Origin of the sequence: Mesorhizobium sp. IMUNJ 23033 (assembly GCF_044778005.1) — a bacterium.
Taxonomy (GTDB): domain Bacteria; phylum Pseudomonadota; class Alphaproteobacteria; order Rhizobiales; family Rhizobiaceae; genus Mesorhizobium; species Mesorhizobium amorphae_A.
Genome location: NZ_JBJACT010000015.1, coordinates 54,299 through 69,385 on the forward strand (window position 1 = coordinate 54,299; position 15,087 = coordinate 69,385).

Genomic DNA, 15,087 nt, shown 5'->3' on the forward strand with positions numbered 1-15,087 from the left:
CAGGCCTGGTCCCTCGGGGGACTTCTGTGCATCGGCGGGTTGCCGACGGCCGCGATGTGACCCGTATGCCTTCCTGCTTGCCTCGCCCTTAACCCTTGTTCTTGTTGTAGACGTCGAAGACCACGGCGCCGAGCAGCACCAGGCCTTTCACGACCTGCTGCCAGTCGACATTAACGCCCATGATCGACATGCCGTTGTTCATGACGCCCATGATGAAGCCGCCGACCACCGCGCCGATCACCTGGCCGACGCCGCCCATGGCTGAAGCGCCGCCGATGAACACCGCTGCGATGACGTCGAGCTCGCTGCCGAGGCCCGCCGCCGGAACCGCTTGTCCGAGCCGCGCCGCGATGATCAGGCCGCCAAGCGCCGACAATACGCCCATATTGACGAACACCATCAGCGTCAGCCGTTCGGTCTTGATGCCCGACAGCTGTGCTGCCTTGGCATTGCCGCCCATCGCATAGATGCGGCGGCCGATCGTCATGCGTTTGGTGACGAAGACGAACAGTGCGATCAGCACGCCCATAACCATGAGAACGATTGGCAGGCCCTTGTAGGTGGCGAACTGGTAGACCAGGAGCAGCGCGAGCGCGCTGGTCACCAGGGTCTTGACGACGAACAGCGTGAAGGGCTCGGCTTCATAGCCGTGCTGCTCGCGCGTGCGCCGTGCCTTGAGCCCGAAATAGGCATAGGCGAGCACGGCGATGAGACCGATCACGATCGTCGTCATGTGCAGCGTCAGGCCGCTGCCGACGATGGTCTTGCCGGCGGCGTTCACCGTCGGCGGGATCAGCACCAAGGGGCCGATCAAATCCGGGATGAAGCCGGAGCTGAGCGCCTTGAAGCCAGCCGGAAGCGGCCCCACGGACGATCCGCCACCCAGCAGCGCCTGGCAGATGCCGCGGAAGATCAGCATGCCCGCCAGCGTGACGATGAAGCTCGGTATTCGGTGATAGGCGATCCAGTAGCCTTGCCCCGCGCCGATCAGGCCGCCGATGATCAGGCAGACGATCGACACCACCAGCGGATTGCTTAAGGGGCCAAGCGGCCAGATGACCATCATCATCGCCGCCAGCGCGCCGATGAAGCCGGCGACGGAGCCGACGCTGAGGTCGATATGGCCGGAGACGATCACCAGCAGCATGCCCAGCGCCATCACGATGATGAAGGAGTTCTGCTGGACCAGGTTGCTCAGGTTCACCGGCTTGAACAGTGTTCCGGACGTGGTGAACTGGAAGAACACCATGATGGCGATCAGCGCCAGGATCAGGCCGTACTCGCGCAAATTGGTGATTAGCGCAGAGACGGCCACGCGGGGCCCCTGCTGCACATCTTCGGCGACGCCGCTTTTCGGCGCGGGAGCGCTTTCGGTGCTCATGATGCTTTTCCTTCTCCCCGGACGATGGCACGCATTATCTTTTCCTGGCTTGCGTCGCTTGCCGCCATTTCGCCTACGATGCGCCCTTCGTTCATGACGTAGATGCGGTCGGTGATGCCGAGCAGTTCGGGCATCTCCGATGAGATGACGATGATCGCCTTACCCTCGGAGGCGAGACGCGCGATGATGGTGTAGATTTCATACTTGGCGCCGACGTCGATGCCGCGCGTCGGCTCATCGAGGATCAGCACCTCCGGATTGGCGAACAGCCATTTCGACAGCACCACCTTCTGCTGGTTGCCACCCGACAGATTGCCCGTCATCTGATAGACGCTGGACGAGCGGATGTTGGTCTTGGCCTTGTAGTCGTTGGCGACGGCCAGCTCGCGCATATCGTCGATCACGCTATGACGCGACACGCCGCTGAGATTGGCCAGCGTGATATTGTGCTTGATATGGTCGATCAGGTTGAGGCCGTAGGTCTTGCGGTCCTCGGTGACATAGGCGATGCCGTGTTCAACCGCCTTGCTCACCGAGGAGACGTCGATCGGCTTGCCCTTGAGCATCACCTCGCCGGTGATGCGGCGGCCGTAGGAGCGGCCGAACAGGCTCATGGCGAATTCGGTGCGTCCGGCGCCCATCAGCCCGGCAATGCCGACCACCTCGCCCTTGCGGACGTCGATATCGATACCCTTGATCACCTGCCGCTCGGCATGGAGCGGGTGATAGACCGACCAGTTCTTCACCTGGAGCACGGTCTCGCCGATCTTGGGCTCGCGCGGCGGATAACGGTCGTCGAGCGAGCGGCCGACCATCGAGGTGATGATGCGGTCTTCGCTGATATCCTTCTTGGCAAGCGTCTCGATCGTGCGCCCGTCGCGGATGACCGTGACCTTGTCGGCGACCCGGTTCACCTCGTTGAGCTTGTGCGAGATCAGGATCGAGGTCATGCCTTGGCGCTTGAATTCAAGCAAAAGGTCGAGCAGCGCCTGGCTGTCCTTTTCGCTGAGCGACGCCGTCGGCTCGTCCAGGATCAGCAGCTTCACTTCCTTGCTCAGCGCCTTGGCGATCTCGACCAATTGCTGCTTGCCGACACCGATATTGGTGATCAGCGTCTTGGGGTCCTCCTTGAGGCCCACCTTCTTGAGCAGGGCGCTGGTGCGCGTCTCGTTGGCATTCCAGTCGATGACGCCGAATTTGGCGTGCTCGTTGCCAAGGAAAATGTTCTCTGCGATCGACAGCATCGGCACCAGCGCAAGTTCCTGGTGGATGATGACGATGCCCTTGTGCTCGCTGTCGTGGATGCCTTTGAAATGGCATTCCTCACCGCGGTAGACGATCGCGCCGTCATAGGTGCCGGACGCGTACACGCCCGACAGCACCTTCATCAGCGTTGACTTGCCGGCGCCGTTCTCTCCGACCACGGCATGTATCTCGCCTTCCTCGACGCTGAGGTTGACGTTCGACAGCGCCTTTACGCCGGGGAACGTCTTGGTGATGTCGCGCATCTCCAAAATCGTCGAGGTCATCAGGAATTCCCTCCGAGGCCGGCAAACAATACCGGGCTCGCTGGTTAACGAAAAGGGGCCCTGCGTTGCGCAGGACCCCTGTCTTTGCAACCGAGATTACTTCAGTTCGTCGGCCTTGATGTAGCCGGAGTCGACGACCAGCGCCTGGTAGTTCGACTTGTCGACCTCATGCGGCGTCAAGAGGATCGAGGGGACGACCTTGACGTCGTTGTTATAGGTCTTGGTGTCGAGACCGTCCGGCTTGCCGCCCGACAGCACCTTGTCGACGAGTTCGACGGTCGACTTGGCCAGTTCGCGGGTGTCCTTGAACACGGTCGAGTACTGCTCGCCGGCGATGATCGCCTTGACCGAAGCGGTCTCGGCGTCCTGGCCGGTCACGACCGGCCACGGCTGGTCGGCGGTGCCGTAGCCGACGGCGCGCAGCGAGGCGATGATGCCGCGCGACAGGCCGTCATACGGCGACAGCACGCCATCGACGCGGCTGCCGTCCGAGTAGTTGGCGGACAGCAGGTTGTCCATGCGGGCCTGCGCGGTGGCGGCCAGCCAGCGCAGCGTGCCGACCTTGTCCATGCCCGTCTGACCCGACTTGACGACGAGGGTCTTGTTGTCGATCAGCGGCTGTAGCACCGACATGGCGCCGTCGTAGAAGAAGAAGGCGTTGTTGTCGTCCGGCGAACCGCCGAACAGCTCGATGTTGAACGGACCCTTCTTTTCCGGAATGCCGAGGCCCTTGAGCAGCGAATTGGCCTGGATGACGCCGACGCCGAAATTGTCGAAGGTGGTGTAGTAGTCGACGTTGGCGGTCTTCTTGATCAGGCGGTCATAGGCGACGACGACGACGCCCGCGTCAGCGGCTTTCTGCAGCGCGTCCGACAAGGTGGTGCCGTCGATCGAGGCGATGATCAGCGCCTTCGGGCCCTTGGTGATTTCGTTCTCCAGCTGGCTGAGCTGGTTCGGAATGTCGTCCTGCGCGTATTGCAGGTCGACGGTATAGCCGAGCGCCTCGAGCTGGGACTTCACGGCATCGCCGTCATTGATCCAGCGCTGCGAGGTCTTGGTCGGCATCAGCACGCCGACCAGGCCTTCGCCTGCATGCGCAGGCAGCGTCATGGCCGCGATGCCAAGGGCCGCCACGGCGGCCAGTGTCTTGATGATTTTCACAGTAACTCTCCCTGGTTGATGGACGCGACACCTCGGGGCTTCGCGGGCCGCGCAGTCGAGCAGAAGCGCAAGCGCGCTGCTGTCGTCTATCGATCTCCGGTATCCTCCCAATCGGCCCTGGGACGCAGATTTCAATCGATACGATTTTCCTCGTCATCGACTGGCACGCCCCAGGACGCGCGAAGGGTGTGTCCCTTTGACATAACTGTCAAATGCGATCTTTGATGATTGCTATACCGAAACTGATATATGATTGAAAACAGATCGATCCTTCGACGGGAACAGGCGACAATCATGGCGGCATTGCGAAATCCTTCTGGAATTTCCGGTAGTTACGACGAGCTGCCGGGCGACGGCGAAACCCTGCTGCGCAGCGGCCTGAGCCTACGCCACATGCGCATGATCGCCGCACTCGATGATCACGGCCGGGTGAGCGCGGCCGCGCAGGTGATGAACATTTCACAGCCCGCCGCCTCGCGCATGATCGCCGAGATGGAGGCGGTGCTCGACGTCAAGCTGTGCGAAAGGCTGCCGCGCGGTATCACGCTGACGCCCTACGGCAAGGCTCTGGCCCGGCGCGCGCGCTCGATCCTGCTCGAGATGCGCGAGGCCGACCGCGAGATTTCCGAACTCAAGGCGGGCAAGGGCGGTTCGGTGTTCCTCGGCGCGGTGACGGCGCCGGCGATCGAGCTGGCGGTGCCGGCGATCCGCGAGATCCGCCGCATCTACCCGCGCATCGAGATCACCATGCAGGTCGAGACCTCCAACGTGCTGGCGCGCGAGCTGATCGCCTCGCGCCATGATTTCATCATCGCGCGCATCCCCGACGACCTCAATCCGCGGCTGTTCGAATCGCGCGTCATCGGCGTCGAAAAGGCCTGCCTGATCGTGCGACGCGGCCACCCGCTGAGCATGGGCAAGGCGGTGCGGCTGGAGGACACCGCCGCCTATGACTGGGTCTTCCAGTCGGGCGGCTCGCCGCTGCGCCAGGCGATGGAGAGCAATTTCTTGAACCGCAACATCGCGCTCCCGGACCGCATCCTCAACACCAGCTCGCTGCTCTTGACCCTGGTCATGGTGGCGCAGTCCGACGCCATCGCGCCGGTGTCGATCCAGGTGGCGAAATTCATCCAGAGCCCGGAAGGGCTGGCCGGCGCCATCGACGTCGTCCAGACCGAGTTCGACATCGAGGTCAGGCCCTACAGCCTGATCACGGTCAAGAACCGCGTGCTGTCGCCGGCCGCCAAGATGCTGCACGACTTCATTCTTAGGGAAGTGGGATAAACGCTGGAGCGGATGGCGGTAGTCCTTGGACGTTTCCCAAAACCCGGACAACAGATGAAGCGGTGACGCTCTGCGCCAAAGGCTGGAGCACGTGGCGGGGATCGAGCTCGCGCTAGTGTAACGGAACCGATCGGAAGGTTGATTAGCGTTGCCTTATGTTAACCATCTTGATGCTAGCGTTGGCGCCGCGAGACGAACGCGAGATCACAAGATGGACAAAGATCTGATGCCCGCACGGATGTTGACGACCAGGGCGATTGGGTTCTTCGCCGCCGTCCTGATGGCGCTGCCCGTGAACGCGGAGACCGTGAGCGGCAATCCCGGTGGCCAGATCGTGAACTTCGCTTTGCATGTCGCCGAACTGCGCATCGCCGAGGAGCCAGTGAGCTTTGACGGGGCATGCGACAGCGCCTGCACGCTCTACCTGTCCCTGCCCGCCGAGCAGCTTTGCGTTACCCTGGACGCATCCTTTGGCTTCCATCTGCCCTATGGCGTCGGCGCTCGGCAGAATGTGGTCGCCGCCAACTACCTCATCTCGCAATACCCCGATTGGGTGCGGCACTGGATCGAGGAGCATGGCGGCCTGTCGCACACGATAATGCGGATGGGAGCCGAAGAGGCGGCAAAGCACCTGCCCCTGTGTGGAGTGCTGGCGTGAACGTGGTCGCAGTGGCGCTGTTCGCCTTCGGACGCTGGAGCGGGTAGAGGAATCGAACCCTCGCGTTCAGCTTGTGATCGAAGACCATCTCGTCCTTTGTGTCCATGGCCGACGCCGGCGCTACCACGTCAGAACCTCTTCGACATATCCACGTCGCATCCAGTATGGATACCTCAATCCCCGAACATCGGGATCATTTGCGTAAAGCGATCGTACCGTATTCTGGTTGACTTCGTGGTTGATTGAAAGGAACGTATTCGTGTTCTTTCGAGCAAACCGCCAATATGCCTCGGCGGTTTCTTGCGACATCTCCGTCAGAGAGTCGACGTTGACGATCAGGTCATATCTTTCATCGATTTGATCGATCGCCGTAGCGGGCACTATACGAACCGGTGCAACTGATTCTTCCCCATGCAATCGAATACGCGACGTGCCGAGCGTCCGGCCGAGGAATGAAGCCTGCGCGGCATTGGTCAGGGGAATGTCAATGATTGTGTAATCCTTGATCCCAAAGAGGTCGGCAAAATAGGCTGTCCTGCCCAGCCCCGCTCCAATCTCCAGAACTTTGAAATTTGCTCGGCTTCTTGAGATCTGTCCAATTCGCCATGCCTGGTAGACCGCTTGCAACGCGCGGAACCCCGCGATTCCCCGCTTTGTGCTGAGCCCGATTTCATTTGGAAATGGATTGGGGAATTGCAGCTTGATGCTGAGCGTCTCGTCGATATCATCCAGTATCTGGTCGGCGCTTCGCGCATTGGCGTAGTTGGCGCCGACATCTGCAGGCTGCATTTCCGGATAGGTCATACGACGCGCACCAATAGCTTCGGCAAGGCTGTTCAACATATCCATCAGCCACATCGCGTGGAGTTTTTGCCACGATATGGTGCCGTTGAGACGGCGGACGACGAATTCGTGCGGTTCAACCTCGCCGGGCGGGGCTTTCGCAATATCGTCAAAGCCCCAGAAAAATGCTGTCTCGCTGGGGCGACCCAGCACACGCGCGGCTTTGTCGGCATTGTCTCCAAGCAGGGCGTTGTGAACGTCGGCCTTGATACTGAACAAGGAGTGATCCCAAGCCGAACTTGTCGGCACAAACGCCGCATATGCCCCGCGATACGCTGCCGTAATTCGGTCAACGAGACCGCTGTCATCCTGGGCCCCGACGTGCGGCGATTGCGCTAGGTCAGGAACGTCACCTAATGGCATGCGGCTCAACAGCCACGCGAAATATTCTAAGGAATGTTCTTCTTCCACGGTTTGGACTGGCACACTCTCGGGGTTGGAAAACCAGCGCTTTAGGAATTGCATGTGTGACGGGGCTCCCCTGTTCTGCCATTTGATCGCGCCGCATCGTGGGCGGGCTGAGATCACAACTTCCTGTTCTCATCGGGCTCAGCATGCAGGCGCGGCCAAGCCCTCGGAGGTACGGTCGAACGAGTTTCACGCCTGCCTTGCGGGTCATCCGCTGCATCGCCTCATGCAGAGTTGGCGTGAGCTTGAATCCTGACGTCAAAGCGACGGTACTTGCCGTACGGAGCAGCCGAAGGGAGACGTTGGGAGTGATCCCGCCGCCGAGCCGGACTGTCCATGCCAGTTGCTGGAGCGGGTAGAGGGAATCGAACCCTCGCGTTCAGCTTGGGAAGCTGACAAGCTACCATTACATCATACCCGCAGCGTCACCTCGTTACCATGAGGGCCCCGCTTCGGGCAATCGTCAAAGCCGCCGAAAGCCGCTCGCCCTGTTGGCAAGACGCCTTTGATGCCGGTCGACGGGCATGATAGAACGGCCGCGCCTTGCGAACCGGCACTTGTTTGCTTGGCGATGTTATGGTCCGAACATGAAGTGCTGGGTGGGGACCCGCTTGGAATTCAAGATAAGGAGGAGGAGAAGGACTTCTCACTCCAGAAAGACATTCACGTCAGAAGACCTGCAGTTCCTCCTGCAGCTTCCCGTTTTTGCGATTGTCTCCCTTCTCGCTCCCGAGAAGCGCTGGCAAGCAGCCTGTATGACCATTGAGCGGCTGAAAGGCGCTTCTTCCAGCCTGGGGGATGGCTGCGTCCGGCAGACTCTCGCCTCGTTCGGATTGACTGGCGCTGACGATCAACGCCGCATCGGCGCGATGCGAAGCGAGCACCATGTCCAGATCGTGCGCGAGCGTCTGGCCGGCTGGAAACCCGACATCGAGTTGCGAGGTCGGCAGCAACTCGATGCGGCAAGAAACGCAGGTCACGGCGCGGTCCTGTGGATCGCGCATTTCTCCTTCAACGCCCTCGCGGCGAAAATGGCTTTCGCCGGGGCAGGGCTCGAAGTGTTCCACGTCAGCCGGCCGGAGCACGGCTTCACCAAGTCGCGCTTCGGCATCCGTTTCCTCAACCCGATCAGGACCGGCGCCGAGCTGAAATACGCGGCCGGCCGGATCGTGATCGATCGTGCCAATTCCGCAGCAAGCATGCACGAGGCCCGGCGTCTGCTGCGCGCGAACAAATTCGTGTCGATAACGGCGGGAGCCTGGGAGGGCGAATTGCTGGTCAAGGCAAGGATTGGCCAGTCGGCCATCGAACTGTCGAGCGGCGCGCCCCGCCTGGCCAAGATCGCCGGCGCCCCGCTGCTGCCGGTTTTCGTCGTGCGCGACGACAGCACCGGCAAGATCCGGGTGACCGTGGATCGGCCCATCGACCTGGAAGGTCATCGGGACAGGGCCGAACTCCTGCAGTCAGCCACGCAGGAATTCGCCGACAGGCATCTGCCCTTCCTCGCGGCCTGTCCTCACCAGTGGCGCGACTGGGAGAAACTGACGGCGTTCAACCCGCACTGACGGCCGAAAGCAAAGCGATGCCCTGTTCAGCATTCTCATAGCCGATGACGACGGCGGCGACCTCTCCGACCTGGTCACGCAGAACATCCAGTCGTTCAAGGCCGCGCATCCGGGCGAAAGGCATGTCCTGTTTCGGGAAGCGGCGTTGATAGAGTTCATTTCGGCGCATTTCGACGCCGAGGTGCTGTCGGCCTTCCGCACCCTGCGGCCCTACGCCTACAAGGCGGACCTGGCCAAATACTGCCTGCTTTACGAACAGGGCGGCGTCTATGCCGACCTCTCCTATGCCTTCCTGCGCGGCGTTCCCCGCGACAAGCAACGCCTGTCGGTGTTTCGCGACTTTCTGAGCTCGACGCCTTGGGATACCAGCCTCGGTGTGGTCGCCGCGCCGCGGCGTCACAGGGCTCTGGTGAAGGCCATCGAGCTCGTCTGCGCCAATGTGAAGCGTCAGTATTACGGACCAACCGCGCTGTGCCCCACCGGTCCGACCCTCTTCGGCAAGGCCATCGCCATGACCTGCGATGCGGAAGACCTGATCGTCGGAGAGGCGGTCTGGCTGACGCTGCCACCGTCGGATGGCGCCGAACCTTCGCAAGAGCCGAGCCACTGTCTTCAGCATGGCAAGGAATTGGTGGCCATCAAGCGCAAGAAGGGAGGTGGGCCCTTGTCGGAACTAGGCATCTCCAGCGGCAATCGCTACAACCGGCTTTGGCGTTCCGGGGAAGTCTATCGCGAGCGGCCACCCTAGGCGCGCATCTTCCGCCGGCGGATTTGACGGCCTTCCCTGATATGAAGCCCTTCGGCTTGATGCCGGAACGGCAAATGCGTATTTCTGCACGGGCACCCGAATCCGGGCACCTCAATCGGGAGACAGGCCTTGTCCGCACTGACGCGCTTTCTCGGAGACTCGCCACTCAGGGTGCTCATCAAGCTGCTGGTGGTGTCGTTCCTCGTCGGTCTGGTCATGAATGCCTTCGGCTGGTCGCCGATGGATGTCTTCTACGGCATCCGCAAATTCTTCGTCGACCTCTGGAACCTCGGCTTCCACGCCATCGATCGCTTCCTCGGCTATATATTGCTGGGTGCCGCGATCGTCGTGCCGGCCTTTATCCTGATCAGGATCGCCAACTACCGGAAGTGACCCCAACCTCAGGCGTAGCCGGAGGCCACCTCGAACAAGATGGCGTGGCGCGCGGCCAATCTGGCCACGTCGGTCGAGTAGCCGCCGCCGATGACGCCGCAGAGCGGGATGCCGAGCGCGCGAAAATGGCCGATCACCATCTCATCACGAGCGCGCAGGCCGTTATCGCTGAGGGCGAGCCGTCCCAGTCGGTCCTCGGCATGGACGTCGACGCCCGCATTGTAGAAGACGATGTCCCAGCGCGCTTGAGCGGAGAGTTCCGGCAGGATGCTACCCAGCCGTTCCAGATAGGCGGCGTCGCCGGTGCCGTCGGGCAGAGCGATGTCGAGGTCTGACGCGATCTTGCGCACCGGATAGTTGCGCTCGCCATGCATGGAAAAGGTGAACGCGCGGGGTTCGTCCTGCAGGATATCCGCCGTGCCGTCGCCTTGATGCACGTCGAGATCGACGATCAGGATGTTTTGGACAGCGCCTTCGGCCAGCAGCACCAGCGAGGCAACGGCGACGTCGTTGAAGGTGCAGAAGCCGGCACCTTGCCCGCGCCGCGCATGATGGCTGCCGCCGGCGGCATTGCAGACGATGCCGTGCCGCAAGGCCAGCCGCGCCGCCAGCACCGTGCCGCCCGCTGCGAGCTGCGCCCTCAGCGAAACGCGCGGGCCGACCGGAAAGCCGATTTCCCGCTCGATTTTTTCAGGCACCTCGCAGGCCAGCACCTGCTCGACATAGTCAGGCGCATGCGCAAGCTTCAGCCAGGCTTCCGGCGCCGGGTCGGGCAAGTTCGCCGCATCCGGGCGCGCCAGCCCGCGCGAACGCAGAGCTTCCATCAGTAGCGGATACTTGCTCATAGGAAAACGGTGGTTGACGGCAAAGCCGGCGTCGTAGTCGGGATGATGGACGATCTGCAGCGACATGACGTCGGGCGGCCTGCGCCAGTGTTGGAATTCGGTTGGCCGCCATTGGTTGGCGATTGCGTGGCATCGCGAAACTGGGGCACATCGGCTGTCCGATCAAGCCGCAATTAGCAAGGCAGCAATCCTTTGGATGCGACCCAAGCCAACGCCAGAGCCTTCGTCGTCACCCACCGTTCGGTGCTTGCCATCGCCGTGCCGATGACACTTGCCTATCTGACGACGCCGTTGCTCGGCATCGTCGATACCGCAGTGATCGGCCAGTTCGGCGATGCAGCCCTGCTCGGCGGCCTGGCGGCTGGCGCGCTGGTCTTCGATGTCGTCTTCACCACCTTCAATTTCCTGCGCTCCGGCACCACCGGCCTCGTCGCTCAGGCTTTCGGGCGCGGCGACGATGTGGAGGAGCAGGCGGTGTTCTGGCGCGCCGTGCTGATCGCGGTCGTCGCAGGCATCGCATTTGCAGCACTTGCGCCATTGATCGCCATTGCCGGGCAAAAGTTCATGGGCGCCGAACCGCGCGTCAGCGAGGCAATGGCCGTCTATGTCCGCATCAGGTTGCTCGCCGCCCCCTTCACGCTGATCAACTACGCCATTCTCGGCTACGTGCTGGGGCGCGGCGAAGGCAGGCTGGGATTGATGCTGCAGGCAGTGCTGAACGGCATCAACATCGTGCTCTGTTTCCTGCTCGGGTTAGAACTCGGCTGGGGCGTCACAGGTGTCGCATGGGCGACCGTCACCGGCGAGTTCCTTGCCATGCTGCTTGGTCTGGCGATCGTCATTAGGCGGTTCCGGGCCGCGCCCCGGCTGCCCCGCCATCGCATCCTCGACATGACGGCCTTCCGGCACATGCTGTCGCTCAACCGCGACATCATGATCCGCTCGTTTTCGCTGCTCGCCGCCTTTGCGCTGTTCACCCGCCAGGGCGCGCAGTTCGGCACGGTGACGCTGGCCGCCAATGCCGTGCTGATGAACTTCTTCCTCATCGCCGGCTACTTCCTCGACGGTTTCGCCACCGCCGCCGAACAGCTTGCGGGACGGGCAATCGGCGCGCGCGCCGCCGCGCCCTTCCACCGGGCGGTGCGGCTGACCCTGTTCTGGGGCTTTGGACTGGCGGGCGCGGCGACGCTTGTCCTGCTCAAGGGCGGTGCCGGTCTGGTCGCCTTGGTCACCACGTCGCAGGATGTTCGCGCCGTCGCCGACACCTATCTGCCCTGGGCGGCCTTCACCGCGCTGAGCGGCGTGCTGGCCTTCCAGATGGACGGCGTCTTCATCGGCGCCACCTGGTCGCGCGACATGCGCAACATGATGCTCCTGTCGTTTCTCGCTTTCAGCGCCGCGCTGCTCGCTCTGGCGCCGGCCTTCGGCAACAACGGTCTGTGGGCGTCGCTGCACGTCTTCCTGCTGGTGCGCGGCTTCAGCCTGCTGGCGATTTTGCGGCTGCGCGTGCGAACCGCCTTTTAGAGGGGCTTCGATGCCCATTTGTCGAGGCTGATGTCGCGCAACGCCCGGATCGATGTGAGCCGTTCCTTGTCGGCGAAACTAACCATGCCGGTGAGGATGCGGCCGGGCAGTGCGGGCCCGGCATAGATCATGCCGGTGTAGAGCTGGACGAGATCGGCGCCGGCGCGGATCTTTTCCAGTGCCGCATCAGTGGAATCGACGCCGCCGACGCCGATGATGGCGCGGTCCGGCCCAAGCAGCTTGCGCATCTTCGCCAGCACGATGGTCGAGCGCTCGAACAACGGCTTTCCCGAAAGCCCGCCGGCCTCGCCGGTGACACCGGCGCTACGCAGTGTCGGCCGTGAAATGGTGGTGTTGGAGACGATGACGCCGTCGAGTTGCTTCTCGGTGACTTCGGCGGCGATGTCCTCCAATTCGGCCTCGACAAGGTCCGGCGCGATCTTGAGGAAGACGGGCGGTTTGGCCGAAGCGGCTGCGCGCGCAGCAATGACGCGGGACAAAAGTTCGCCGAGCTGCTCGCGCGCCTGCATGTTGCGCAGGCCCGGCGTATTGGGCGAGGAGATGTTGACCGTCAGATAGCTGGCGTATTGGGCAAACCGGGCCACGCCGCGTTCATAGTCGCCGATGCGGTCGGCGCTGTCCTTGTTGGCGCCGATGTTGACGCCGACGATGCCGGGGCCCTTGCGGGCGGCCAGGCGCCTTTCGGCGGCCCCATGGCCCTCATTGTTGAAGCCCAGCCGGTTGATCACAGCTTGATCCGCCGTCAGCCGGAAGATGCGCGGCTTCGGGTTGCCCGCCTGCGGCAGCGGCGTCACGGTACCGACCTCGGCGAAGCCGAAGCCGAGACCAAGCAGCGCGTCCGGCACTTCGGCGTTCTTGTCATAGCCCGCGGCCATGCCAAGCGGGTTCGGGAAATCGATCCCGCAGACGCTGACCTTCAGCCTGTCGTCGCGCACCGGCCGTCCGGCAACCGGCAGGCCGCATCTCAGCGCGGCGATCGACAGCCCATGGGCTGCCTCCGGATCGAACGTGAACAGGATTTTTTGGCCGATCCGGTCGAACACGCTCATTCGGCCTCCAGCGCCGGGAATTGGTGCAGCCCATCCGTGCCGAGCGGCAGGGGTCGCACCCAAAGCACCACGCTGAGATCGAGCGGGGCGTGGAGGTGTGGGAACAGCGCACCACCGCGCGACACCTCGTATTTCAGCGCGTCGCCGAGCCGGCGGCCGTCGATTGCAATCAGCAAAAGGTCGGACTGGCCGGCAAAGTGCCTGGCCGCCGTTTCCCGCACCTGCCCGGCGGTGGAGAAATGGATGAAGCCGTCGGCGACGTCGATCGCAGCACCGGTGAAGCGGCCGTTTTTCTCGGCTTCGCGCCACAAGGCTTCTGGCGCGATCTTGTAGATAATCTGAGACATGGCTGCGCTATAGTCCGAACCGATCATGCGGGGAAGGGCAACTCTTCCCCATTTACGGCGCAAACCTGTGATAAGGTGCGCATACTGGCTCGTGGAGGTTGAACATGCGTCTGCAGCACATACTGATCCCCGCCGCACTTGTCTCGTTCGTCGCGGCGTCGGCCTGGTCCGAAGAGACCGACCGCTACAAACTGGAAAAGTCGGCCAACGGCTATGTCCGCATGGACACGCAGACCGGCGCCATGTCGATCTGCGAGGAGCGCGCCGGCCAACTGGTGTGCAAGATGGCGGCCGACGAACGCGCCGCCTTCCAGGACGAGGTCGACCGCTTGCACACTTCGATGAAGGCCATGGACGAGCGCGTCACCAGGCTCGAAAACTCGCTGTCCGCCCGCCTCGAATCGAAGCTGCCCAGCGAAGAGGATTTCAACAAGACGATGAGCTACATGGAACGCTTCCTGCGTAGCTTCATGGGCATCGTCAAGGATATGGAAAAGGACGACGGCGCCCAGCTCAATTCGCAAAAGACCTGAGCCGTGCTGGGAAAAACTCCGTGTCCGGCCTTTGCCGCTTGAAAACAGGGCGCATCGCCGCATAATCGTTCCGATCCCGTAAAAGCAGTCAATCAGCAGCGGGATTTGGGGAGGACTATTTGCCGTCGGGCTACACGTTCGTCATCGCCGACGACCATCCGCTTTTCCGCGGCGCCCTGAAAGAGGCGCTTGTCGGCGTCGGCGATGTCGCCGCTATCCACGAGGCCGGCGATTTCGAGAGCGCCAAGGCGCTGGTCGTGGCCAATGAAGATGTCGACATGGTGTTGCTCGACCTGTCGATGCCGGGCGCCAGTGGCCTCTCCGGCCTGATCTCGCTGCGCGGCGTTCACCCGGCGGTGCCGCTGGTCGTTGTGTCGGCGCATGACGACCCGGTGACGATCCGGCGCGCGCTCGATCTCGGCGCTTCGGGCTTCATCTCCAAATCGGCCAGCATGGAGGAGATTCGCGGCGCCGTGCAGGCAGTGCTGGCCGGCGATATCGCCGCGCCCATCGGTATCGATCTCGGCGTCGAACGCGACCCCGAAATATCAGACCTGATCAAGCGCCTGCAGGCGCTGACGCCGCAGCAGACGCGCGTGCTCGGCATGCTGGCGGAAGGACTGTTGAACAAGCAGATCGCCTACGAACTCGGCGTCTCCGAGGCCACGATAAAGGCGCATGTCTCGGCCATCCTGCAGAAGCTCGGCGTCGACAGCCGCACCCAGGCGGTGATCCAGCTGGCCAAGATCGGCGGCGACCCGCTTCAAGCAGCAGGCTGACCCTGGATGCGGGGTCGAA

Annotated in this window: 16 protein-coding genes and 1 tRNA gene; 8 read left to right on the forward strand and 9 right to left on the reverse strand. The window is 62.6% G+C overall.

Translation table 11 applies throughout. The annotated features are described in order from the left end of the window. Positions 1-88: 88 nt before the first annotated feature. From mmsB to chvE, 3 genes are all read right to left on the reverse strand, one after another. Complete coding sequence (gene mmsB, locus ACFX5Q_RS17750) at positions 89-1,381, reverse strand: multiple monosaccharide ABC transporter permease (RefSeq protein WP_404280080.1); 1,293 nt, start codon at positions 1,379-1,381, stop codon at positions 89-91. After that, positions 1,378-2,910: a multiple monosaccharide ABC transporter ATP-binding protein gene (mmsA, locus tag ACFX5Q_RS17755; protein ID WP_404280082.1), complete on the reverse strand. Its 1,533-nt coding sequence runs from the start codon at positions 2,908-2,910 to the stop codon at positions 1,378-1,380. Before mmsA ends, mmsB begins: the two co-directional genes overlap by 4 nt. Positions 2,911-3,006: 96 nt before the next feature. Continuing rightward, positions 3,007-4,071 (reverse strand): multiple monosaccharide ABC transporter substrate-binding protein, encoded by a 1,065-nt coding sequence (gene chvE / locus ACFX5Q_RS17760; protein WP_404280085.1) that lies wholly within the window; start codon positions 4,069-4,071, stop codon positions 3,007-3,009. A gap of 294 nt (positions 4,072-4,365) precedes the next feature. Between chvE and ACFX5Q_RS17765 the strand changes: the two genes are divergently transcribed. Both ACFX5Q_RS17765 and ACFX5Q_RS17770 read left to right on the forward strand, forming a co-directional pair. Next, positions 4,366-5,355: a LysR family transcriptional regulator gene (locus ACFX5Q_RS17765; protein WP_404280087.1), complete on the forward strand. Its 990-nt coding sequence runs from the start codon at positions 4,366-4,368 to the stop codon at positions 5,353-5,355. 211 nt (positions 5,356-5,566) lie between these two features. Beyond that, positions 5,567-6,013, forward strand: coding sequence for a hypothetical protein (locus ACFX5Q_RS17770; protein ID WP_404280089.1), 447 nt, complete (start codon positions 5,567-5,569; stop codon positions 6,011-6,013). A gap of 120 nt (positions 6,014-6,133) precedes the next feature. Here the strand turns inward: ACFX5Q_RS17770 and ACFX5Q_RS17775 are convergent, their stop codons facing one another. Further along, positions 6,134-7,321, reverse strand: coding sequence for a putative sugar O-methyltransferase (locus tag ACFX5Q_RS17775; protein WP_192183275.1), 1,188 nt, complete (start codon positions 7,319-7,321; stop codon positions 6,134-6,136). Positions 7,322-7,611: 290 nt separating this feature from the next. Continuing rightward, positions 7,612-7,685 (reverse strand) — tRNA-Gly (locus tag ACFX5Q_RS17780). A gap of 190 nt (positions 7,686-7,875) precedes the next feature. Between ACFX5Q_RS17780 and ACFX5Q_RS17785 the strand changes: the two genes are divergently transcribed. After that, complete coding sequence (locus ACFX5Q_RS17785) at positions 7,876-8,829, forward strand: hypothetical protein (RefSeq protein WP_404280091.1); 954 nt, start codon at positions 7,876-7,878, stop codon at positions 8,827-8,829. Here the strand turns inward: ACFX5Q_RS17785 and ACFX5Q_RS17790 are convergent. Continuing rightward, positions 8,816-8,953, reverse strand: a complete 138-nt coding sequence (locus ACFX5Q_RS17790) for a hypothetical protein (protein WP_404280093.1) — start codon at positions 8,951-8,953, stop codon at positions 8,816-8,818. The genes ACFX5Q_RS17785 and ACFX5Q_RS17790 overlap by 14 nt on opposite strands. 3 nt (positions 8,954-8,956) lie before the next feature. Here ACFX5Q_RS17790 and ACFX5Q_RS17795 point away from each other — a divergent pair, with 3 nt between their 5' ends. After that, positions 8,957-9,577, forward strand: coding sequence for a glycosyltransferase (locus ACFX5Q_RS17795; protein ID WP_404280263.1), 621 nt, complete (start codon positions 8,957-8,959; stop codon positions 9,575-9,577). A gap of 129 nt (positions 9,578-9,706) precedes the next feature. Further along, entirely contained in the window at positions 9,707-9,970 is a 264-nt protein-coding gene (locus tag ACFX5Q_RS17800) for a DUF6460 domain-containing protein (RefSeq protein WP_006204546.1), read from the forward strand. An 8-nt stretch (positions 9,971-9,978) separates the two neighbouring features. Here ACFX5Q_RS17800 and ACFX5Q_RS17805 read toward each other — a convergent pair whose 3' ends face one another. Next, positions 9,979-10,881 (reverse strand): histone deacetylase, encoded by a 903-nt coding sequence (locus ACFX5Q_RS17805; RefSeq protein ID WP_404280096.1) that lies wholly within the window; start codon positions 10,879-10,881, stop codon positions 9,979-9,981. A gap of 126 nt (positions 10,882-11,007) precedes the next feature. Between ACFX5Q_RS17805 and ACFX5Q_RS17810 the strand changes: the two genes are divergently transcribed. Then, on the forward strand, positions 11,008-12,339 hold the full coding sequence (locus ACFX5Q_RS17810; RefSeq protein WP_404280098.1) for an MATE family efflux transporter: 1,332 nt from the start codon (positions 11,008-11,010) through the stop codon (positions 12,337-12,339). Here ACFX5Q_RS17810 and ACFX5Q_RS17815 read toward each other — a convergent pair. Both ACFX5Q_RS17815 and ACFX5Q_RS17820 read right to left on the reverse strand, forming a co-directional pair. Next, positions 12,336-13,409 (reverse strand): quinone-dependent dihydroorotate dehydrogenase, encoded by a 1,074-nt coding sequence (locus ACFX5Q_RS17815; RefSeq protein WP_404280100.1) that lies wholly within the window; start codon positions 13,407-13,409, stop codon positions 12,336-12,338. The genes ACFX5Q_RS17810 and ACFX5Q_RS17815 overlap by 4 nt on opposite strands. Beyond that, positions 13,406-13,756 (reverse strand): DUF952 domain-containing protein, encoded by a 351-nt coding sequence (locus ACFX5Q_RS17820; RefSeq protein ID WP_404280102.1) that lies wholly within the window; start codon positions 13,754-13,756, stop codon positions 13,406-13,408. Before ACFX5Q_RS17820 ends, ACFX5Q_RS17815 begins: the two co-directional genes overlap by 4 nt. 104 nt (positions 13,757-13,860) lie before the next feature. Here ACFX5Q_RS17820 and ACFX5Q_RS17825 point away from each other — a divergent pair, with 104 nt between their 5' ends. Together ACFX5Q_RS17825 and ACFX5Q_RS17830 are read left to right on the forward strand one after the other, a co-directional pair. Next, complete coding sequence (locus tag ACFX5Q_RS17825; RefSeq protein WP_404280104.1) at positions 13,861-14,289, forward strand: hypothetical protein; 429 nt, start codon at positions 13,861-13,863, stop codon at positions 14,287-14,289. Between the two features lie 119 nt (positions 14,290-14,408). Continuing rightward, positions 14,409-15,068, forward strand: coding sequence for a response regulator transcription factor (locus ACFX5Q_RS17830; RefSeq protein ID WP_404280106.1), 660 nt, complete (start codon positions 14,409-14,411; stop codon positions 15,066-15,068). Positions 15,069-15,087: the final 19 nt, after the last annotated feature.

Excerpts from the sequence above, each read along its gene's own strand:
- mmsB (WP_404280080.1), bottom strand. The coding sequence starts at position 1,381 with ATGAGCACCGAAAGCGCTCCCGCGCCGAAAAGCGGCGTCGCCGAAGAT.
- mmsA (WP_404280082.1), bottom strand. The coding sequence starts at position 2,910 with ATGACCTCGACGATTTTGGAGATGCGCGACATCACCAAGACGTTCCCC.
- ACFX5Q_RS17765 (WP_404280087.1), top strand. The coding sequence starts at position 4,366 with ATGGCGGCATTGCGAAATCCTTCTGGAATTTCCGGTAGTTACGACGAG.
- ACFX5Q_RS17770 (WP_404280089.1), top strand. The coding sequence starts at position 5,567 with ATGGACAAAGATCTGATGCCCGCACGGATGTTGACGACCAGGGCGATT.
- ACFX5Q_RS17775 (WP_192183275.1), bottom strand. The coding sequence starts at position 7,321 with ATGCAATTCCTAAAGCGCTGGTTTTCCAACCCCGAGAGTGTGCCAGTC.
- ACFX5Q_RS17790 (WP_404280093.1), bottom strand. The coding sequence starts at position 8,953 with ATGCCTTTCGCCCGGATGCGCGGCCTTGAACGACTGGATGTTCTGCGT.
- ACFX5Q_RS17805 (WP_404280096.1), bottom strand. The coding sequence starts at position 10,881 with ATGTCGCTGCAGATCGTCCATCATCCCGACTACGACGCCGGCTTTGCC.
- ACFX5Q_RS17815 (WP_404280100.1), bottom strand. The coding sequence starts at position 13,409 with ATGAGCGTGTTCGACCGGATCGGCCAAAAAATCCTGTTCACGTTCGAT.
- ACFX5Q_RS17820 (WP_404280102.1), bottom strand. The coding sequence starts at position 13,756 with ATGTCTCAGATTATCTACAAGATCGCGCCAGAAGCCTTGTGGCGCGAA.
- ACFX5Q_RS17825 (WP_404280104.1), top strand. The coding sequence starts at position 13,861 with ATGCGTCTGCAGCACATACTGATCCCCGCCGCACTTGTCTCGTTCGTC.